Annotated in this window: 18 protein-coding genes, 1 tRNA gene and 1 other RNA gene; 10 read left to right on the forward strand and 10 right to left on the reverse strand. The window is 63.3% G+C overall.

Annotated features, from left to right (window positions below; genetic code table 11):
* Positions 1-16: 16 nt before the first annotated feature.
* On the reverse strand, positions 17-1,225 hold the full coding sequence (locus ACVOMF_RS01895; RefSeq protein WP_164170530.1) for a tyrosine-type recombinase/integrase: 1,209 nt from the start codon (positions 1,223-1,225) through the stop codon (positions 17-19).
* Positions 1,226-1,530: 305 nt separating this feature from the next.
* Here ACVOMF_RS01895 and ACVOMF_RS01900 point away from each other — a divergent pair, with 305 nt between their 5' ends.
* Positions 1,531-1,929: a DUF6165 family protein gene (locus tag ACVOMF_RS01900; RefSeq protein ID WP_481507762.1), complete on the forward strand. Its 399-nt coding sequence runs from the start codon at positions 1,531-1,533 to the stop codon at positions 1,927-1,929.
* Positions 1,930-2,049: 120 nt separating this feature from the next.
* On the opposite strand, the gene ACVOMF_RS01905 is transcribed toward ACVOMF_RS01900, so the two are convergent.
* The gene (locus tag ACVOMF_RS01905) at positions 2,050-3,096 is read right to left on the reverse strand and encodes a glycosyltransferase family 9 protein (RefSeq protein WP_481507763.1); all 1,047 of its coding nucleotides are present in this window, start codon (positions 3,094-3,096) and stop codon (positions 2,050-2,052) included.
* 20 nt (positions 3,097-3,116) lie between these two features.
* On the opposite strand from ACVOMF_RS01905, the gene ACVOMF_RS01910 reads away from it, so the two are divergent.
* Positions 3,117-3,866, forward strand: coding sequence for a 3-deoxy-D-manno-octulosonic acid kinase (locus ACVOMF_RS01910; protein ID WP_481507764.1), 750 nt, complete (start codon positions 3,117-3,119; stop codon positions 3,864-3,866).
* A 1-nt stretch (position 3,867) separates the two neighbouring features.
* On the forward strand, positions 3,868-4,632 hold the full coding sequence (locus ACVOMF_RS01915) for an MBL fold metallo-hydrolase (RefSeq protein ID WP_481507765.1): 765 nt from the start codon (positions 3,868-3,870) through the stop codon (positions 4,630-4,632).
* Positions 4,633-5,007: 375 nt separating this feature from the next.
* Here the strand turns inward: ACVOMF_RS01915 and ffs are convergent.
* Positions 5,008-5,104, reverse strand: an RNA gene (gene ffs, locus ACVOMF_RS01920) — signal recognition particle sRNA small type.
* Positions 5,105-5,415: 311 nt separating this feature from the next.
* Between ffs and ACVOMF_RS01925 the strand changes: the two genes are divergently transcribed.
* Positions 5,416-5,733, forward strand: a complete 318-nt coding sequence (locus ACVOMF_RS01925; protein ID WP_303749102.1) for a DMT family transporter — start codon at positions 5,416-5,418, stop codon at positions 5,731-5,733.
* An 8-nt stretch (positions 5,734-5,741) separates the two neighbouring features.
* Here the strand turns inward: ACVOMF_RS01925 and ACVOMF_RS01930 are convergent, their stop codons facing one another.
* Positions 5,742-6,194, reverse strand: coding sequence for a GNAT family N-acetyltransferase (locus ACVOMF_RS01930; RefSeq protein ID WP_481507766.1), 453 nt, complete (start codon positions 6,192-6,194; stop codon positions 5,742-5,744).
* 307 nt (positions 6,195-6,501) lie between these two features.
* Positions 6,502-8,853 (reverse strand): GH92 family glycosyl hydrolase, encoded by a 2,352-nt coding sequence (locus ACVOMF_RS01935; RefSeq protein ID WP_481507767.1) that lies wholly within the window; start codon positions 8,851-8,853, stop codon positions 6,502-6,504.
* 300 nt (positions 8,854-9,153) lie between these two features.
* On the opposite strand from ACVOMF_RS01935, the gene ACVOMF_RS01940 reads away from it, so the two are divergent.
* Entirely contained in the window at positions 9,154-9,636 is a 483-nt protein-coding gene (locus ACVOMF_RS01940) for an acetyltransferase (protein ID WP_481507768.1), read from the forward strand.
* 387 nt (positions 9,637-10,023) lie between these two features.
* Here ACVOMF_RS01940 and ACVOMF_RS01945 read toward each other — a convergent pair.
* A tRNA-Ser gene (locus tag ACVOMF_RS01945) sits at positions 10,024-10,116 on the reverse strand.
* 139 nt (positions 10,117-10,255) lie between these two features.
* Between ACVOMF_RS01945 and dnaX the strand changes: the two genes are divergently transcribed.
* The 4 genes from dnaX (at position 10,256) to ACVOMF_RS01965 (ending at position 13,721) form a co-directional block, all read left to right on the forward strand.
* Positions 10,256-12,289 carry a DNA polymerase III subunit gamma/tau gene (dnaX, locus tag ACVOMF_RS01950; RefSeq protein ID WP_481507769.1) on the forward strand — a complete coding sequence of 678 codons (2,034 nt, stop codon included), beginning with the start codon at positions 10,256-10,258 and terminating at the stop codon, positions 12,287-12,289.
* 6 nt (positions 12,290-12,295) lie between these two features.
* Positions 12,296-12,616 carry a YbaB/EbfC family nucleoid-associated protein gene (locus ACVOMF_RS01955; protein WP_057629296.1) on the forward strand — a complete coding sequence of 107 codons (321 nt, stop codon included), beginning with the start codon at positions 12,296-12,298 and terminating at the stop codon, positions 12,614-12,616.
* 107 nt (positions 12,617-12,723) lie between these two features.
* Entirely contained in the window at positions 12,724-13,323 is a 600-nt protein-coding gene (gene recR, locus ACVOMF_RS01960; protein WP_282270729.1) for a recombination mediator RecR, read from the forward strand.
* A 50-nt stretch (positions 13,324-13,373) separates the two neighbouring features.
* Positions 13,374-13,721, forward strand: coding sequence for a histidine triad nucleotide-binding protein (locus ACVOMF_RS01965; protein WP_296252765.1), 348 nt, complete (start codon positions 13,374-13,376; stop codon positions 13,719-13,721).
* A 347-nt stretch (positions 13,722-14,068) separates the two neighbouring features.
* On the opposite strand, the gene ACVOMF_RS01970 is transcribed toward ACVOMF_RS01965, so the two are convergent.
* From ACVOMF_RS01970 to ACVOMF_RS01985, 4 genes are read right to left on the reverse strand one after another with little or no spacing between them, the layout of a single operon-like run.
* On the reverse strand, positions 14,069-14,593 hold the full coding sequence (locus ACVOMF_RS01970) for a Slp family lipoprotein (protein ID WP_282270727.1): 525 nt from the start codon (positions 14,591-14,593) through the stop codon (positions 14,069-14,071).
* The gene (locus tag ACVOMF_RS01975; protein ID WP_481507770.1) at positions 14,590-16,542 is read right to left on the reverse strand and encodes a transglutaminase TgpA family protein; all 1,953 of its coding nucleotides are present in this window, start codon (positions 16,540-16,542) and stop codon (positions 14,590-14,592) included. The genes ACVOMF_RS01970 and ACVOMF_RS01975 overlap by 4 nt, the downstream gene beginning before the upstream one ends.
* On the reverse strand, positions 16,539-17,495 hold the full coding sequence (locus tag ACVOMF_RS01980; RefSeq protein WP_481507771.1) for a DUF58 domain-containing protein: 957 nt from the start codon (positions 17,493-17,495) through the stop codon (positions 16,539-16,541). The genes ACVOMF_RS01975 and ACVOMF_RS01980 overlap by 4 nt, the downstream gene beginning before the upstream one ends.
* Before the next feature lies 1 nt (position 17,496).
* Positions 17,497-18,423: an AAA family ATPase gene (locus ACVOMF_RS01985; RefSeq protein WP_481507772.1), complete on the reverse strand. Its 927-nt coding sequence runs from the start codon at positions 18,421-18,423 to the stop codon at positions 17,497-17,499.
* A 19-nt stretch (positions 18,424-18,442) separates the two neighbouring features.
* Here ACVOMF_RS01985 and ACVOMF_RS01990 point away from each other — a divergent pair, with 19 nt between their 5' ends.
* Entirely contained in the window at positions 18,443-20,326 is a 1,884-nt protein-coding gene (locus tag ACVOMF_RS01990; RefSeq protein ID WP_481507773.1) for a glycosyltransferase family 39 protein, read from the forward strand.
* The last annotated feature ends 128 nt before the right edge of the window (positions 20,327-20,454 follow it).

The raw sequence follows: 20,454 nt of genomic DNA on the forward strand, positions 1-20,454 counted from the left end.
TGTATTTATAATTTGTTCAGCGGTATTGCGCTGGCTGAATGTAGTCAGCCCACGCCTGCATCATTGGTCGGCGCTGATCCAGCAAGTCGGTTCGATGATATGCCGCCTCAACCTGATTTTTAACGGTGTGAGCTAGAGCGCGCTCGGCCAAGTCTCTTGCATATCCTTTTTCGCTGCACCAGTCGCGAAAGCTAGAGCGAAATCCATGTGCTGTGGCTACTCGGCCCTCTGAATCGCTGGGAGCCGCGAGTCTACGTAATAAAGCAGTCAGCGTCATATCTGACAGTACCTTTCGGGCTTGAATGGATGGGAATACGAGTTCTTCGTCTTGGCCGACTTGCTGTTGGAGCAAGGCCACTGCCTGCTTGGAGAGTGGAACCCTGTGAACTTGTCTAGCTTTCATTCGGTCTGCTGGAACTATCCATAGCCCGTTACATAGATTCACCTCACTCCAGGTCATGGCTCGGACCTCGCCGGAGCGGGCGCCCGTCAGGATCAGAAAAAGCAACGCGCGCCGGGTCACGTCGAATTCACCTGCGGTTGCCAACTCCGCTTCGATAAATGTGGGGACGTGCTGCCAAGGCATTGCGGGCTGGTGTTCTTGGCGGATCGTCTTGCTGGGTTGTTGAGGGAGCAAGTGGTTGACCACATCCACGGGATTAGCTTGGTTGAATCCATGTGCCCAGCCCCAAGCCATCACCGCATGCATGCGCTGTTTAATGCGTGAAGCCGTTTCAGCCTTCTCAAGCCAGATGGGGCGTAGGACTTCGGCGATATGGCGTGGTTGCAATTGATCGATTGGCAAGCTCCCGATTTTGGGAAAGACGTACTCGACAAGTGTGTTAATCCACTGTTGGGCGTGCTTTTCATTTCTCCAACCAGGTTTCATCTCGGTATGAACCTGTGTGGCAGCCTCCTGGAAGGTTGGGATCTTCAGCTTTGCAGCTTCGGCGGCTTTGAGCGTCAAGGGATCCTGCCCGTTAGCGATCTGCTCTCGCATCTCTCGAGCCAGTTTTCCGGCAGCGGCAATGCTGATCTGTGGATAGCTGCCTAAACCGGCGTTGCGACGGCTCCCCGTCGTGGGGCTGACGTATCGAAATACCCATTTGCCTTGCCCCTTGAGAGTCGCTGAGGGGAGAAGGCTCAGGCCGGTGACGGCGCCATGGGGCACAGCGCGGCTGCCGGGAATGACGCTTCGGGCTTTGACATCGGTTAGTAATGGCATGGATTTGTAGCCGTTCCTGGTATGCCATCCAGTATGCCATTTGGCGCGGGCTGTCGTCGGACGATTGCGGACGTCGCTGGACGAAAAATCTATGTAACTAACTGATAACTAATGATTAAAGTTTAATCTTCAGGACGACGTTGGATCGTGATGGACCTATAATAGGCAGACCCCCTCTCCGCCAGATACTTGAAAAAGCCACCTTCGGGTGGCTTTTTCCTTTTGCCCCTCCTGCGCCCTGGCGCTGCGGCTGAACACCCGCAGGCAGCGGCTACACTGTGCGCCTGATCCAACCGGTAAGCCCCATGTCAGAAATCCTCGTCCCCGTGTCCTTCGGTGAGTTGTTGGACAAGATCTCCATCCTGCAGATCAAGTCCGAGCGCATGAGCGATGCGGCCAAGCTGGCCAATGTGCGCAATGAGTTGAACGCGCTGGACAACACCTGGGCCGCGCACCCGGCCGCCGCGCAGGACATCGCGGCGCTGCGTACCGAGCTGAAGGCGGTCAATGAGCGCCTCTGGGATATCGAAGACGACATCCGCCTGAAAGAGAAGGCGCAGGCTTTCGACGATTCGTTCGTGCAGCTGGCCCGCAGCGTCTACATCCAGAACGATGAGCGTGCACGCATCAAGAAGGCCATCAACCTGGCGCTGGGTTCCAGCTACGTGGAAGAGAAGTCCTACCAGGATTACCGGGTGGGCTGAATCCGCCTTGTAGGAGCAGCGTAAGCCGCGAAGCTGGTGGATCAGCAGATGGCTGGAATGCCTTGTGCTACAGCATGGCCAGCTTCGCGGCTTACGCCGCTACTACAACAAAGCTGCGCTCTAGCGCTGGTGATCCGCGCGATAACGCTCAAACGCAGCAATCGCATCCTCCACCGTGATCAACGACATCACGTCGTCGAATTCGATCTTGGTGCCCCATTTCAGCTCGCTGGCCGGCTTGTTGAGATAGCGGCGGGCGGCATCGTCATAACGGTCCACGCAATAGCGGTGGTCGGAATACGGGCCGCTGCGTGCGGGGTTGCTGGCCGCATGCAGGCCCAGCACCTTGGTGCCGACCGCATTGGCGATGTGCATCGGGCCGGAGTCGGGAGTGACCAGCAGGGAGGCGCGAGCCAATAGCGCGGGCAGCTGCTTGAGCGTGTCCTTGCCGACCAGATCCAGCGCTGGGTGCTTCATCGCGGCGAGGATGGCGTCGCTGGTGCTGCGCTCCAACTCGCTGCGCCCGCCACACAGCACAACCCGCCAGCCCTGGCTGGCGGCGTGGTCGGCCAGTGCGGCATGGCGCTCGGCGTACCAGTTGCGGCGCTGGTGGCTGGAGCAGGGCGAGATCATCAGCACCGGCCGGCCATCTTCCTCCCACTGCGCGCGCGCCCACTCGTGCGCCTCTGGCGGTGTGGCCAGGTCCCAGCTGACCTCGGTCTGCTTCAGGCCCAATGGCTCGCAGAAGCTGCCGATGGCGTCGAGCACGTGGATGCCAGGGCGATCGGGGATGCGCTCGTTGATGAAGAGCCCGTGCAGGTCCTTGGAGCGTGACTTGTCGTAGCCGATGCGGCGCTTGGCCGGGATGAAGGCCGACAGCAGGTTGGCGCGGGCAGCCACCTGCATCTGCAGCAGTGCATCGAAACGGCCAGGCGGAAATTCGCGACGCAGCGCACGCATTCCAGCCAATCCGCTGTTCTTGTCGTAGACGTGGAAACTGACCCCCGGCAGGCCGTCGAGCAGTTTGTGGCCGGCCTTGTCGATCACCCAATGCAGGGGCTTGCCCGGGAAGCTCCGCTGCAGTGTGCGTACCAGCGGCACCACATGGGTGACATCACCCAGTGCCGACAGGCGTAAAAGACACAACGGGGACGACGATGCAGGCATGTGTTGTTAGACTCGTATTGATGGTCGCATTTGACGCCACTGAAGCGCTGACGCCCTGCCGCGATGGTCGTGGCTATGGCGCCATTCTGTTCGACCGCGAACGCCTGCGGCAAGCCGATCCCGGTTTGTTCGCGCCTGCGCAATGGGGCAGCAAGGCCCATCCGGTGGGCGATGGCGGGCGTGGCGGGGCATGGTTCATCGACGCGCCGTTCGGTCGCAGCGTGCTGCGCCAGTACCTGCGTGGCGGCGTCGCCGCCAAGCTCAGCCATAGCAGCTATCTGTGGCGTGGCGCCAACCGGACGCGCAGCTTTGCCGAATTCCGTCTGATGCGTGAACTGATCGCGCAGAAGTTGCCGGTGCCGCGACCCTATGCCGCGTTCTACATGCGCGAAGGCCTGCGTTACAAAGCGGCACTGCTGATGGAGCGGTTGGAAGACGTGCGTTCGCTGGCCGACCACGCGCAGGTGGCCGGGCGCGGCGCGCCATGGGAGGAGGCCGGGCGGATGATCGCGCGCTTCCACCGTGCGGGTCTGGATCACGCTGATCTGAACGCCCACAACATCCTGTTTGATGACGCCCGCCGTGGTTGGCTGATCGACTTCGATCGCGGCGTGCTACGCATTCCCGCCACCCGCTGGCGCGAGCGCAACCTCAAGCGCCTGCTGCGCTCCCTGTTGAAACTGCGCGGCACGCGCAGCCGCGAGGACGTCGAGCAGGATTATGCGCGGCTGCGCCGCGCCTATGATCTGGCCTGGAACCGGGGCGTGTGACATGAGTTGGGCGTTGCGTTTCCTGGGCGTCGGCAATGCGTCGGCGGTGGAGCTGGGTTCGCCGATGTCGGTGATCGAGCACGGTGGCCAGCCTTGGCTGACCATTGATTGCGGCGGCGAAGGACTGACGGCCTATCGCAGCCATTACCGCGCCATGCCGGATGCGGTGTTCGTCACCCATATCCATCTGGACCATGTGGCCGGTTTCGAGCGTCTGTTCGTCGATGCCTTCTTCAACCCGCAACGGCGCGGCAAGGTGCGGCTATACGTGCCAGCGCCGCTGGTGCCGCTGCTGCACAAGCGGGTAGGGGACTACCCGAACGTGCTGGCCGAAGGTGGCGCCAACTTCTGGGACGCCTTCCAGCTGATCGTGGTCGGTGAGGCGTTCTGGCATGAGGGCGTGCGCCTGGAAGTGTTCCCGGTGCGCCATCACTGGCCGGAAACCGCCTACGGCCTGCGCCTGCAGGGCGCAGTGGTATGGAGCGGCGATACCCGCCCGATCCCGGAGATGCTGGCGCGATTTGCCGGCGACAACGAATTGATCGCCCACGACTGCGGACTGCACGGCAATCCTTCGCACACCGGCGTGGATGATCTGGAGCGCGAATACGACGCCGCCACCCAGGCACGGATGATGCTCTACCACTACGCAAGCGCCGCCGACGGCGACGCCCTGCGCGCGCGCGGCCACCGCGTGGCGATGCCGGGTGAGTGTGTGCTGTTGAGCGAGCCGACGGCACCGCGTGCGGAGCCGTTTGAGGGTTGAAGGTGAGGCCGCGGCGTACCAGTCGATGAATTGCAGGACGCGTCAGTAACCCCGCAAAAATGATATCCGAGCCCCTCTCCCGTTTACGGGAGAGGGGTTGGGGTGAGGGCAAGGCCGGAGCCGGTCCAGATCAGCCTCACCCGAACCCTCCGAAGCAACGTAGCCCGGCTAGGCGCAGCGCGCCCGGAACGCATGCCGGGTAGCTCTTAACGAATAAAAGCCCGATTCGTGGCCGGCAACCCAGTCGATCGTCCGGCAGAAGTCCCGTCCGACCCAAAGCCCCGGGTGCGCTGCGCTTACCTTGGCTACAACGCACACATGCAAAAGCCACCGCTTCATCAGCGGCGGAACTTTCCAAGGCCCAAAAAGGTGGCGACCCCGCCGGCTGACCTCGGCGCCCGCGTCGATCGATACCGTTGCTGCCTTCCGGCCCTGGCGGGATTTTCGACCTAGCGTCGCGAGGGGCCGACGGGGCCACCATAGAGACGGTTTGGCCGCGCTAGGCGCGGCCATTCACGATACGAGAGGCTGGGGCGATGCGATCATCAGCCGCCGATGCTTCATGGATCGGACACAAACTGGAGCAGGTCCTGATCGTGTGCGGCGATTGTAACGTATGCATGCACCAGCCGACCAGCGTTCCGGCTTGAACCCAGTGTAACCCGCAGCCGCCGGTTTGCGGCCCCAAACGTCCGGCTTGGATAGAATGCTCACCCAACGGAGGACGACCTCCGCCCATCACGGGACTTCACCCAGGACGGCCTGGCTTCTCTAGGAGGCTGTATGGCTTGGATCTATCTCGTGATCGCCGGTGTGCTGGAAATCGTCTGGGCGCTGGCAATGAAGCAATCCCACGGTTTCACCAAGCTGGTTCCCAGTATCGTCACCATCATTGGCATGATCGCCAGCTTCTGGTTGCTGGCCTTGGCCATGCGCACCTTGCCGCTGGGCACCGCCTATACGATCTGGACCGGTATCGGCGCGGTGGGCGCGTTCATCATCGGCATCATCTTCCTCGGCGAGCAGATCAGCGCCATGCGTATTGGCGCCGCGGTGCTGATCGTCAGCGGCCTGGTGCTGATGAAGCTGTCCAGCAGCTGATAGCTGCTTCAGTCCTCGCGCAGCACCAACACCATCTCAACCGCATCCAGGCCCGGGCCGTGGCCATCCGCCACGACCCGGGTCACGCTGAAACCGAGCTGCGCGTAGAAGTCCTGCGTGTGCTGGCTGGTACTTAGCTCCACGCGCTTCGCGTTCGGGTCCTGTCTGGCCTGATGCAAACGCGCAAGACTCAATTGCCTGCCGAACCCCTGCCGATGCAGGCTGCGCTCGACCATGCCCCAGCAGAAAACGGCGACGCCATCGTCCCGTATCGCCAAACCGCCGCAGGCGACAACTTGCTCGTCGTGCTCGATCAGCTGATAGTCGCAACCTTGCGCATCGCGCTGTAGGAACTGCTCGAAGTCTGCTCGTTCGGCTGGCGTGAAGTACGCGGGCACATTGCTGTCGAATAGCGACAGGCAGGCGTCGGCATCACACGGTTGATAGAGACGGATCGGCATGCGCTGCAATCTAGCAGCTTCAGTCCGCTGCTTCTGTGGAAGATGGACCGGGGCGGGGGCTGCTTTGGTTTTGGTTTTGGCTCTGGCTCTGGCTCTGGCTCTGGCTTTGGCTTTGGCCTTAGCTCTGGCCTTAGCCCCTCTCCCCTTGCGGGGTGGAAGGGGGCAGCTGACGAACCACAGGTTCGTGGCCCCTGGAACGACCTTGCGCCAGCGCAAGGGCCGGGGCGCGGAGCGGGGGTTGGGGAGAGGGGGGCGCGAAGCGTGCTTTCAACCGACGAACACAGCACGCCAAGAGCCCCCATCCCAATCAACGCGACATCGAATAAGGCAACGTCGCCGCATCAGCAGCCCAAGACTTGTTCGGCTCAGCCTGCATCGTAAAACGCAGCTCCCCGCCAGCAACAATCTCCTGGTGCGTCACATAAGCCCGATCCAGCGGCTTGCCATTGAGGCTCACCGAACCAACATACGTATGCGCAGCATCCAGCCCGGTGGCAACGATGTTGAAGCGCTTCCCATCAGGCAGATTCAAGGTCGCCTGTGGCAGGAACGGCCGGCCAATGATGTACTGATTGCTACCCGGCGTGACCGGATAGAAACCCAACGCAGTAAACACATACCAAGCCGACATCTGCCCAAGATCGTCATTGCCCGCCAAGCCATCCGGGCGCGCGGCGTATTGCGTGTCCATGATCTGCTTCAAGCGCGCCTGCGTGCGCCACGGCTGCCCGGCATGTGCGTACAGATAGGCAACATGGTGACTAGGCTCATTGCCATGCGCGTACCAGCCAATCAGTCCGGTGATGTCTTCCATGTGCGCGAAGATCGACGGATCAACCTTGGCTTCAAACACATCGTCCAAGCGCTGCAGCAACTTGTCGCTGCCACCATGCGCCGCAGCCAAGCCGGCGACATCCTGCGGCACATACCAGGAGTACTGCCAGGCATTGCCTTCGGTGAAGTCCGTGCCGTAACCGCTGGCGCTGGGATCAAACGGCTCGCGGAAGCTGCCATCGCGCTTGCGCGCGCGCATGAAGCCGGTGCCGGGGTCGAAGGCATGCTTCCAGTTCGCCGCACGCTTGTTGAACTCGCTCGCGACCTCGGTCTTGCCCATGTCTTTCGCCACCTGCGCGATGGTCCAGTCGTCATAGGCATATTCCAGCGTCTTGCTGGCTGCTTCGCCTTCCTCATCGATCGGCACATAGCCGAGCTCGCGGTACTGCGCGATGCCGTCATACGGGCCGTAGTTGGCGCTTGCGACCATCGCTTGCAGCGCTTCCTCGGTGTCGTAGCCACGGATGCCCTTCATATAGGCATCGGCGATCACCGGCACCGCGTGGTAACCGATCATGCACCAGGTCTCCAGGCCGTGGAACGACCACACCGGCAGCACGCCGTAAGGACTTTCGCGGCGTGAGGCCAGCAGCGAGTTGACGAAGTCGTTGGTGCGTTGCGCTGGCTGCACCAGCGTGGCCAACGGGTGCAGGGCGCGATAGGTGTCCCACAGCGAGAAGGTCGAATAGTTCGTCCAACCCTTTGCCTGATGCACCGCGTTGTCCGGCCCGCGATAACGACCATCGCTGTCCATGAACAAGGTTGGCCCAAGCAGCGTGTGATACAGCGCGGTGTAGAAGCGGGTGCGTTCGTCCGCGCTGCCCTGCGCTTCGACTGCGCCCAACGCCTCGCTCCACTGCTGCTTGGCGGCAGCGCGCATGCCATCGAAATCCCAACCCGGCGCTTCCGCATCCAGGTTGGCAATCGCACCTTCCTCGCTGACCGGCGAGATCGCCACCTTCACCAGCAAGGGCTTGCCAGCCTCCGGCACCACATCGAAAGCAGCAACCAGCTGCCGGCCTTCGATCTGCGCGCGCTGCGTCGGGTCTTTCTCGCCCGGCGGCGGGAAGCCCTTGTAGGCGACATTCTGCTCGGTGTCGTGCAGCTGATGGCCGCTGAGCGGCTGCGAGAAACGCATAGCGAAATACAGCTGCCGGCCCGGCGCCCAGCCACGCGTCTCGCGGAAGCCGGTGACCGTGCCATCGGCCCGCACTCGCAAGCGCGACCACAGGATCTTGCCCGGGTAGTCGTACATGCTGGTACGCAGATCCAGCACGACATGCGCCGGCTTGCCGGCCGGGAAACTGTAGCGGTGCATGCCCACGCGCGCGCTGGCAGTCAGCTCGGCACGCACCTTGTAGTCTTCCAGCGTCACCGCGTAATAGCCCGGCTGGGCGGTCTCGCTGGCATGACTGAAGCGCGAGGTATAGCCGCTCAAGGGCTGATCCGGATCGCCGCGCTCCAGCTTCAACTCACCGGTAGTCGGCATCAGCAGGAGATCACCCAGATCCGAATGGCCGGTGCCGGAGAAGTGCGTATGCGAGAAACCGACGATGGTGCTGTCGTCATAGCGGTAACCCGCCGCCCAGCCATAACCGTTCTTGCGCGACTGGATGCGGGTATCGGGCGACAGCTGGACCATGCCGTAAGGGACAGTCGCCCCGGGATAGGTGTGGCCCTCGCCACCGGTACCAATGAAGGGGTTCACGGCGGCATAGGCGGCTTCGTTGGCGGCGGGCGAGGCCGCCAGCGCTGAAGGCGCTACCAACGAGGAGGTTGCCACGGTTGCTGCAAGCACTAACAGGGTCGCACCAAGCTGCTTCATCCCGCACCTTTTGGATCGGTCTAATGCCGAAACGCTATCATGCCGGTCGGAGCACTGGTATGGGGTCGGCCCGGCCAGTTCGCGGCACACCTTTGCAGCCTCAGCCGTGGCGGGAAGTTTCTTGTTGCTGATCCTTGGTGCGACCGCTGCGGCTGTGCATGCAGGAGTCTCGTAATCTCGACATCAAACGTTTCGTCACGGTGCTTCTTCCGTCGGTTTCCTTCAATCAAAATCCACTGTCGCATGCGCTCCTCTCAAGCGAGGGGCTGTATGCAAACTCCACGCAGGAGAGTCATCGCAATGACGAGAATCAGACAGTCGCGACCTGAAGATGGCGGGCGTGTGGTTGAAATATGGCGGAAAGCGGTGGATGCCACGCATGATTTTCTGTCGCCGGAAGATCGTCTTGCCATTGACGAGATGGTTTGCGGCTTTCTGCCTCAAGCGGTGCTCCTGCTTGCGGTGGACGCAAGCGATTACCCGCTCGCCTTCATGCTCATTGATAACGGACATATGCAGGCGCTGTTTGTAGACCCGGCTTGCCGCGGCACTGGAGTTGGTGCTGCTCTGGTGCGCCACGGTCTGGGTCTTCATCCCCGGATGACTACCGACGTCAATGAACAGAATGCTCAAGCGATTGGTTTCTACGAAAAACTGGGATTCAAGCGTACGGGCCGTTCCCCATTTGATGACCAAGGCCGGCCCTATCCGCTGATTCATCTTGAGTACCAGGCTGTTTTGTATGCGTCTGTTGCCAAGACAGAGCCTCCATCCAATAAATAGGACGATGCATTGACGGATTGCTGTTGCTTGGATTGTGAAGGGTGCGGGTGCTGTATACCCAGGCAAGCCAAGCTCTGAGTTGGTGCTTGCCTGCGGTGACCGATATCGAGCAGCACTACCGGTGTTTGCCTTGTTTGAACTGACCGGGTTGATATCCGGTGCCGATCAATGGCCGGCTCAGAGTGCAAAACAACCGATTGCTCAGGAGGTTTGCGTAATCTGGCGGAGAGAGGGGGATTGATTCGGTGCTTCGCACCTCCACCCTTCGAGCGGCTGCGCCGTCCCGCCGGCTACACCGGAGGTCGAACCCGTTGGGGCTCTCATCGCCCATGCTTTCCGTCCAATAAATGAAAAAGCCGCCCACAAGGGACGGCTTTTTCATTTATCTGGCGGAGAGAGGGGGATTCGAACCCCCGAAGCGCGGTTTAGACGCTTACACACTTTCCAGGCGTGCTCCTTCAACCACTCGGACACCTCTCCGGATCCTGCCGCGCTAATGCCTCGGCAGGGGCGTGGATTCTATAGGGACTGGCGGCCGTTCACAAGCACCCCCGGAACGGGGTGCTGGCGGATGGGTCGGGCGTGGCACAATGGGGCTTCAGATGAAGACGGTTGCCTGATGTCCTATCTCGTCCTTGCCCGCAAGTGGCGTCCGAAGCGTTTTGCCGAGTTGGTGGGCCAGGAACACGTGGTCCGCGCGCTCAGCAATGCGCTCGACAGTGGCCGCGTCCACCACGCCTTTCTGTTCACCGGCACCCGGGGGGTCGGCAAGACCACCATTGCCCGCATCTTCGCCAAATCGCTGAACTGCGAGAACGGCACCAGCGCCGACCCCTGCGGTCAGTGCCGGGCCTGCCTGGACATCGATGCCGGCCGCTACATCGACCTGCTGGAAATCGATGCCGCCTCCAATACCGGCGTCGACGACGTCCGTGAGGTGATCGAGAACGCCCAGTACATGCCCTCGCGTGGGCAGTACAAGGTCTACCTGATCGACGAAGTGCACATGCTCTCCAAGGCGGCGTTCAATGCGCTGCTGAAGACGCTGGAAGAGCCGCCGGAGCACGTGAAGTTCCTGCTGGCCACCACCGATCCGCAGAAGCTGCCGGTCACCGTGCTCAGCCGCTGCCTGCAGTTCAACCTCAAGCGTCTGGATGAGGAGCAGATCCGTGGGCAGATGACCCGGATCATGACCGCCGAGCAGATCGAGTTCGACGACAGCGCGATCGTGCAGTTGGCACGCGCGGCCGATGGCTCGCTGCGTGATGGCTTGTCGCTGCTGGACCAGTCCATCGCCTATGCAGGCGGCGCGCTGCGCGACGACGTGGTGCGCACCATGCTGGGCACGGTCGATCACACCCAGGTCAGCGCCATGCTCGATGCCCTGGCCGATGGCGAAGGTGTACGCCTGCTGCAGGTGGTTGCCGGGCTGGCCGAGTTCTCGCCGGACTGGAGTGGCGTGCTGGACGCTTTGGCCGAAGGCCTGCATCGCATCCAGGTGCAGCAGCTGGTGCCGGGCACTGTTGTGCCGGGCGAGGGCGTCGACGCGGTTGCGTTTGCCCAGCGCCTGCGCCCGGAAGTGGTGCAGCTCTGGTACCAGATGGCCCTTGGTGGTCGTCGCGACCTGCATCTGGCGCCCAGCCCGCGTGCGGGCTTTGAAATGACCGTGCTGCGCATGCTGGCGTTCCGCCCGGCAGGCGCGGTACCGGCGACGCCGGAAGGCACTGCATCCGGAACTGGCGCAGGCGTGGGTGGCAACACGCAAGCCGCACCAGCCGTTGCCGCAGCGTCGGCGCGGACCGCCAAGCCGGTTGCAGCGCAGGCTGCACCAGCTGTAGTCGCGCCAGCGCCGGAACCCAAGCCCGAGCCTGTGCCCGAACCCGCAGCCGTCGTGCCGCAACAAGCCGCGCCAGCGCCGGAACCCGTAGCGCCTGCGTCTGAGCCGGTGCAAGCTCCGGTTGCAGCTCAGGCCCCGGTTCAATCCGCCAAGCCAGTAGCTGCTGACGAAGATCTGCCGCCATGGGCGGTTGAGGCGGCTGAAGCGGATGCGCGTGACGAGGCGATGGCGGCCGAAATGGCCATGCCGGAAGCTCCCGAAGCCATTGAAATGGCGGTTGCAACACCGGTTGAGGCGCCGAAGCCGGCGCCCGTCGCTGCGCCGCAGTCGGTTCAGCAGGCCGAGCCGGTGCGTCCGACCGGCATCGCCATCGAACCAGCGGCAGCCGCTGAACCAGTTGCACCGGCACCGTCGCAGGGCGGCCGCAGCTTGAACGACGCAGAACAATGGCTGGACCTGATCGACGACAGCGGCCTGAGTGGTCCGTCGCGCGAACTGGCCGCCAATGCCGCCTTCGTCAGCTTCCAGCACGGTGTGCTGAGGCTGGCCTTGTTGCCGGGCTTTGAATACCTGCAGTCTGAGCGCGCCTTGAATGCTCTGGCGCAGGCGCTGTCGCAGGCCTTGGGTAGCACGCCCAAGATCCTTATTGAGACCGGCAACGCCCAGGCTGAAACCTTGCACCAGCGCGCAGATCGTCAGCGCGGTGAACAGCAATCCGCGGCCGAAGCCGTGTTCATGGCCGACCCCCAGGTGCAGCAGCTGCTACAGCAGGGTGCACGGGTCGTGGCCGATTCCATCCGTCCTTTCAAAGAGTAACGAACCATGCGCGGCAATATCGCCCAAATGATGCAGCAGGCCCAGAAAATGCAGGAAAACCTGCAGAAGGCCCAGGAAGAAATCGCCAAGTTGGAAGTCACCGGCAGCGCCGGCGGCGGCATGGTCAGCGTGACCCTGAGTGGCACCAAGGAGTGCCGCAAGGTGCGCATCGATCCGTCGGTGCTGAGCGATCCGGAAATGGCTGAAGACCTGATTGCAGCCGCGTTCAACGACGCTGCCAACAAGATCGATGCCGAATCGCAGAGCCGCATGGGCTCGGCCACCGCCGGCATGAAGCTGCCGCCAGGCATGAAGCTGCCGTTCTGATGTGGCCCGCGCCGGCTGGTCCGGCGCATGCACGTCCCCGCGCCGCGAAGCCTCCGGGCTTCGCGCGCTTGTTTTAGCGATACGCCTGCTGTGATGAGACCGTTGCGATGAGCCTGCCGCTGCTGGAACAACTGATCGAAGCCTTCCGCGTGCTGCCCGGCGTTGGCCAGAAGACGGCCCAGCGCATGGCCTACCACGTGCTTGAGCGTGCCCGTGACGGTGGCCAGCGTTTGTCGGAAGTGCTGGCTGAGGCCATCGAGAAGATCGGCCACTGCAAGCAATGCCGCGATTTCAGCGAAACCGAACTGTGCCCGGTCTGCGCCAGCAGCAGCCGCGAGCGGCAGATGCTGTGCGTGATCGAATCACCGGCCGATAGGCTGGCGATCGAGCACGCCACCAGCTACCGCGGCGTGTATTACGTGCTGCAGGGGCGCTTGTCGCCGCTGGACGGCATCGGCCCGCGCGAGTTGGGCCTGGATCAGCTGGAAACACGTTTGGCGCAGGGTGAAGTCACTGAGTTGATCATCGCCACCAACTCCACCGTTGAAGGCGAGGCCACCGCGCATTACCTGGCGCAGCTGGCACGTCGCAACAAGGTACGTCCAAGCCGGCTTGCACAGGGCCTGCCTTTGGGGGGCGAGTTGGAATACGTGGATCGCGGCACCTTGTCGCACGCCTTCGGCAGCCGCAGCGAAGTCGGCGAATAAGCCGCGCCGGGGTTGTAAGCTGTAGGTCGTTTACTGCAGCGAGCTCCCACATGACCGACACCATTTTCGGCAAGATCATCCGCCGCGAAATTCCCGCCGCAATCGTCTACGAAGACGATGAAGTACTGGGCTTCAAGGACATCGCCCCGCAGGCGCCGGTGCATGTGCTTTTCATCCCGAAGAACGAGGTCATCCCGACCCTGGATGACCTGCAGCCGACGCAGGCGCATCTGATCGGCAAGCTGGCCTTGGCAGCGGCGGCGTACGCGCGCCAGGAAGGCTTCGCCGAGAACGGCTACCGCATCGTGATGAACTGCCGCGAAGATGCCGGGCAGACCGTGTTCCACATCCACCTGCATCTGCTGGCAGGTGCGCCCTTGGGGCATTTCGGCGCGTGATTTGAAGTTGTTGTGTTGATTGTGGGAGCGGCGTAAGCCGCGAAGCTGACAACAACAAAACAACGGCCGATCCCTTCAGCTCGGTAGAGCCGCTGTTGATTGCGGGATGTAGTTCGCGGCGGATGGATATCCAGCTTCGCGGCTTGCGCGGCTCCCACAAAGAGAAAAAGCGGGGCGGCTGTGCTCCCTCCCTTTGCTGTAGGCAAGGGGGGGGGAGGGGTTGGTTTTGCCTTTGCCTTTGCCTTGCTGTGTTTGATGGATCTGTGGCTTGGCGGCCGAAGCCCCCCCCCCCAAAAAACCCCACCACCAAAAAAAAAACCCCCCCCCTGGGCGGCGTTTTCAGTTCGTTACCACCAACCGCGGTAACCCCAGCCCCAGCCGGGGCCCCAACCCGGACCCCATGGGCCGTACGGGTAGGCGGGTACTACTTCCACTTCACGCTGTACCGGCCACAGGTAGACCACGTCGGCGGAAAGCTTGGGCAGCGGGTAGTCGTATTCGCCGATCTTGGTGCTCTGGTAGCCATCGATGCGGCCGATGAAGGTAACATCGCGGCCCGGCTCGAACACCGCCGGATCATAGAAGCCGCTGCGGCAGGCCAGGAAGCGACCATCGCTGGCATCGCTGGACGTGGTGCTCGGGCGGCCGCTGGCATTGAGCGGACGGGCCAGCATCTGGAAGCAGGTTTCGCCCTGGCCCGGGATGGTTTCGATGATGCGGCCACCCCAGCGTACCGGTGCGCCGGTCTGCTTCTGCGCCACCGCGTCACGCGGCGAAACGGGGGTGAACTGTCCCTGTAGCGGCTTGGGCGCCGTGGCACAGGCAGCCAGCACCAGACTGGCGGCGGCAACGAGGAGGATGCGGGTCTTCATGTTCGTACTCCGGGTTTCGGGCGGTGCCTGTGCAGGTCCGCCAATAATGAAACGACATCCGATCGAGCGCCAGCGTAGCGCGCCTGAGTGAAACGCTGGCTGAGCGTCAGCAGATCGCTGCCGGGTCGGGCACGGTCGACCCGGCTGGCCCAGTCGCTGGCGGTCTCGAAGGGCTCGCGGCCAAGGCCCAGACGTTGGTAGCGGCGGTCCATGCGGTGCCAGGCGCGCAGCAGTGGGTCGCGCTGGCGCTCGCCACGGGCCAGCAACCAGGCCATCAAGCCCAGGGCAAGAACAGCAAAGCCGGCAAACAAGGCAACCAGTTGCGAGGGACTCAATTGCTTGATGCCGAAACCGCTGAGCAGGCGCTGCTGACGTTCGGCATCGAAGGACAGCACGGCAGTATTCCAGCCACGGCGGAGGAAATCGCTGTACTGCAGCAGGCTGCTCCAACGGCCGCTCAGGTCCAAGCCACGGGTTTCGCCGTCCCCGATGCGGTCTTCGATCGTGTCGTAGATGCGTTCCGGGGCCACTGCGGCCGTGGGGTCAACCCGAACCCAGCCGCGCTGCGGCAACCAGACTTCGGCCCAGGCATGTGCGTCAAGACGTCGCACCACCCAATAATTGCCGAAGCGGTTGCGCACGCCGCCGGCATAGCCGGTGACAACCCGCGCTGGAATGCCTGCGCCACGCATCAAGACCACGAATGCCGCACTGAAGTGCTCGCAGTAACCGGCCTTCTGGTCGAACAGGAATTCGTCGACGGAGTGGCGGCCGGGTAGTGGCGTGTTCAAGGTGTAGGCGAACTCGCGATGGATCCAGTCGAGGCTGCGCTGCACCAAGGCTGCGTCATCGCTGCCGGCTTGGCTGCGCCATTGTCGGGCCAGTGCCAGGGTGCGCGGATTGAAGTCCTCCGGCAGTTGCAGGGCCTGCCGGCGCAGGCGTGCCGGCAGTTCGGCCTGGAACGCTTGAGCGGGGCTGGACTGCATGCGCCAGCGGGTCAGTGCGGCAAGTGGTTGCGCTGTGGTCAGGCTGTAGTCGGCATCCAGCTGGCTGCCTGCGGGGGCCTGCAGGGGCAGATCGAGCGCGACCAGTTCGCGCTGGTCGGTGGGCTCGTATTCGATCTGGTAGTCCCAGCGCAGCGCGGCGTTGCTGACACGCGGTGGCGGTGCAGCACGCTGACTTTGTACCCGCGACCAGCGCCGCCCATCAAAGCGGGTCAGTACGGGGCCGCGCCAATAGCGTTGGTCCTGCGCCGGTACCGGGCCGAAGAACTCGACCCGCAACGCTGGACTGTCATCTGCCAACAAGTCGCCCATTGCGCCGGGTTGCATGTTGTCGGATAGGCCAGGGCGTGACACTGTCCGATCCGGTGTGCCCCATAGCGGCGTCGACAGGCGCGGAACCAGCCAGAAGGCTGACAAGGCCAAGGGCAGCGCCAGCAACATCAGCCCGCCAACTGTGCGCAGCTGCGCGCGCGGTGGCAGGTGGGCGATACCCACTTCTTCATCGGCCAGACGTTGCAGCGCGAGTAGGGCGGCTACCACGGCGGTGGCTGACAGCAGCAGGGTGCTTGGCCCCTGGTCGAGCAGGAAGGCGGCGAATGGCGCAAACAGACTGAAGCCAATCAGGCTGCGCGCATCACGCAGCGTGCGCAGCTCGCTGGATTTGATCGCCAGCATCGCCGCGAGCAGGGCGCAGCCGCTGTCGCGGCCGGGGTTGGCGCCCATCTGCCAGTAGATGCAGGCAAGCATCACACCGATCAGTAGCAGGCGCAGCAGCAAGGGCATGGCCCGCCGCCACGACCACAGCGCTACCAGCAAGGTGGTGATTCCGAACACCGCCGCCAGCACGCCCGGCAACTGCAGCAGCAAGGGCAGCAGTGATAGGGCCGTGACCAGATTGATCCAGAGGCGGCTGCTGGTGCTTATGGCGGGTGAGGGCGTCTTCATGCGTTGGGTAGCAGCGCCAATGCGCGCAGGCACAGGTGGCGATGGGCGTCGCCGCTGGCTGGCCCCAATGCAGGTTGACCGGGCAGGCGCAGTTGATAGCTGCGGCCTTCGCGCTCGGCCTCATCCACCCACCGTGCGAGCCGGGAAATGCGGCGCTCATGGGGCAGGGCCAGCAGGTGCTGCCAGTCCAGCACCAGCTCGGCGCCGTAGGGGCGCTCGTACTCGCGTACCAGCAGTTCGTCGCGCCGTGCCGAGTGCTTCCAGGCGATGCTGCGGCGTGCGTCGCCGCTGCGGTAGGGACGCATCTGCTGCAGTTCTTCACCGTGCGGGTGTACGCGGGTGCGGGGGGATGCGCTGCCCGCATCGGGCAGCGGCGGCGCATTGGTTTCCGGGGCGGGATAAACCAGTAGCGCGGAGTCCGGCCAGAACCACGCCCAGGCGCGGACCAGACCCAGTGGCTGGGAGGTAGTAACCCGGATGCGGGACAGATCCAGCCATCCGCGTTGCTGGGTGGGTAGCCAGAGGTCGGCTTCGGCTTGGCTGTCCTGCTCCAGGTTGAGGTGGGTCTTGGCTTCCGGGTAGTCCAGTTGCAGGGCGCGGCGCCGGCGCCGGTCGCCGCGCGCGAGTGCCAGGCGCAGGCGTATTGGATTGCCAGCGGCTACCGGGTCGGCGGAAACGGCTTGCAGGCGCAGGCCCGACAGCTGCAGGTGCGCCTGCACGGTGCTGGCCAGCGCGGTTGCGCCCAACACCAGTGCCAACAGCAGTGCCGGATTGTTGTTGTAGTTCAAGGCGCCGAGCAGCATCACCGCGAGCAAGGCGCTCAGGAACAGGCCGAAGCCGGTCGGCAGCACGTAGATGCGGCGTCTGTCCAACTGCATCGGCAGTTGTTCCGGTTGCCGTGGGCGAGCCAGGAACTGCAGGGATTGCAGGCGTTGTCGCAGTGCTGCCAGCACTTCAGTCCACCTGCACGCTGTGCAGGATGGCGCGCGCCAGCGTTGGACCGGAGGAGGCCTCCGCTTCCGCGACCAGGCGGTGCCCGGCGACGGCGATGAACAAGGCTTGCACGTCTTCCGGAATCACATGCTGGCGGCCAAGCAGCAGCGCGTGTGCCTTCGCTGCGCGCAACAAGGCAATGCCTGCGCGCGGCGACAGGCCGACGCGTACGCCCGGGTGCTGGCGGCTGCGGGTGATCAAGGCCTGCACGTAGTCAATCAATGCCTCACTGGCATGCACCTGGCCGACGGCGTCGCGCAACATGCGGATGTCCTGCTCTGACAGGCAGGGCGTAACCCGCGCGATAAGCTCGCGGCGGTCTTCGCCGGCCAGTAGCGCGCGTTCGGCATCGGCATTGGGATAGCCCAGGGTCAGGCGCAGCAGGAAGCGATCCAGCTGCGAGTCTGGCAGCGGGAAGGTGCCGGACATGTCCACCGGATTCTGCGTGGCAATCACGAAGAAAGGATCCGGTAGCCGGTGGGTCACGCCGTCCAGTGTCACCTGCTGCTCGGCCATCGCTTCGAGCAGGGCGCTCTGCGTGCGTGGCGGCGCGCGGTTGATTTCATCAGCCAGCAACAGGTTGCAGAACACCGGGCCGGGATGGAACTGGAAGCTGCGGCTATGCGCTTCGTAAACCGAGATGCCGAGCACATCGGCGGGCAGCAGATCGGAGGTGAACTGCACGCGCTGGAACTGCAGGCCGAGGCTGGAGGCCATCGCATGGGCCAGGGTGGTCTTGCCGAGCCCGGGCAGGTCCTCGATCAGCAGATGTCCTCCGGACAGCAGCGCGACAAAGGCCATCCGCACTTCCTGCGCCTTGCCGAGCAAGAGGGAGTTGACCTGCTGTTGTGCTGCCGATAGGGACTGTAGTGTTACTTCGGTTAGCATTCCGGGCGGCGCCATCGTCATGGTCGTCTCGATACTTGGGCTGAAGGAAGTGTACGTGCCAAACAGGGGTGAGCAACGCGCATACGTAACGTTCCTTGTGTTGTGGGTGCTGGTCACCACAGCCAAGGTGCTGTTGGCCTCGCAATTGACGCTGTTCGTGGACGAGGCGTTCTATTGGCAGGAAGGCCAGCATCTGGCTGCGGCCTATTCGGACCTGCCCGGGCTGACCGCTTGGCTGACGCGGCTCGGTGTCGAGGTTTTCGGCGATCACCGACTGGGTGTGCGTCTGCCATTCCTGATCATGGGCGCAATGCTGCCGTGGATGGTTGCCGGTATCTGCACCCGCTGGTTCGGCGTGCGCATGGGCTGGCGTGCAGGCTCACTGGCCTTGTTGATGCCATTGTCGGCGACGCTGGGCATCCTGGCGGTGCCGGATGTGCCGATGGCGATTGCCGCCCTGCTATGTCTGGATGCCGGAGCGCGCCTGCTGCGTGGCGTGGGTGCTGGCAGTGCCTTGTTGCTGGCCTGTGGCCTGTTGATTGGCGCGCTCAGTCACTATCGCTTCATCGGTGTGATCATTGTTGGCTTCATTGCGCTGGTGCTGTTGCCGGAGGGGCGCAAGGCCTTGCGAGATCCGCGGGTGTGGATCGCGCTGTCGGTGGGTTTGGCGGCATGGGCGCCGCTGATGGCATGGAATCTGGACAACCAGGATGCTGGGCTCAAGTTCCAGGTGATCGAGCGCCATCCGTGGGCGTTCCAGCCTGAAGGGCTGTTGTTCCTGGTGATCCAGCCGCTGTTGGTGACGCCACTGTTGTTCGCGGCGATGGCGGTGGTGGCTGGCAGGGGGCTGCGCAATGTGCAAGGTGGATTCCACCACCTGCAATGGCGCTACTTCGCCTTGGTCGGTGCTACCTCGACCTTGCTGATCTTCGCGTTGGGGTTCTTCACCGATGTGGAACGGGTCAGCTTCCATTGGCCGCTGCCAGGCTATCTGGCCTTGCTGGTCTGTGTGCCTGCGCTGCTCACGCACTGGTCGCGTCCTTGGCGGCGCGCATTGTGGGGGCTCACCTCGCTGGGTCTGCTGCTGGCGATGAGTTATTACCTGGTTGCCGCATCACCTGGCTTGCGTGAGCATTTGGCGGGCAGCAAGTACTACCCGCGCAATTTTGCGGGGTGGCAGCAGCTGTCCGAGGGGGTGCGTGAGGAGCTCTCGCAGATGCCGGAAGACACCCAGGTGCTGGCAGACAGTTTCAAGGTTGGTGCGGAGTTGGGTTTCCGTCTCAATGATGCTTCGATCAAGGTGCTGCCGCATGAACTCAATGATAGGCATGGGCGCACCGCGCAGTTGGCGCTCTGGAATTTGATCAGTGACGGCAATCGCTCGACGCCGGTGCTGCTGGTACTTGCGCCGGGCGACCAGCGTTACCGTGATCTGCTGGAGCGTTACCACAGGGTCTGCGAGCTGGTGGGGCCGTTGCCACCGCCGAAGGTGGTCTCGCTTGATCATGGGTTCCAACGTTTTCTGTTGTTCCGCTTGTCAGCCCAGAAGCAACAGGGACCGTGCGTGACGCCGGCGATGGCATGGGTGGAAACCCCGCTGGCTGGTCAGGCCGTGGATGGTGCGCTGAAAGTCAGTGGCTGGGCCTTCAAGGATGGCGTGGGATTGTCGCGGGTTGAGATGCTGCTGGATGGGCGTAGCGTTGGTGATGCTGTCTATGGGCGTGCCTATGACGTGCGCCCGTTCTGGAAGATTTCCACCGATCCGCAGCATCCAAACACCGGTTTTGATGCAACGCTGGATACCTCCGGCCTGAAGCCCGGCACGCATTGGCTGGGCCTGCGCCTGCATGGCAATGATGGCAGTGTAGAAAGCTGGGCCGAACAGCCGTTCGAGGTTCAGTAGCGTCTATCCGCGGCACGCGCAGGGTGTGGGCGGCCAGTAGCGCACACGGGGCATTTGGTGGAAACGCTGAAAGGCCGTTGGATACTGGTTCCCGGGTGCGCTGCGCATACCCGGGCTACGGCAGTGCG

It is taken from the genome of Stenotrophomonas sp. STEN022, assembly GCF_056760155.1.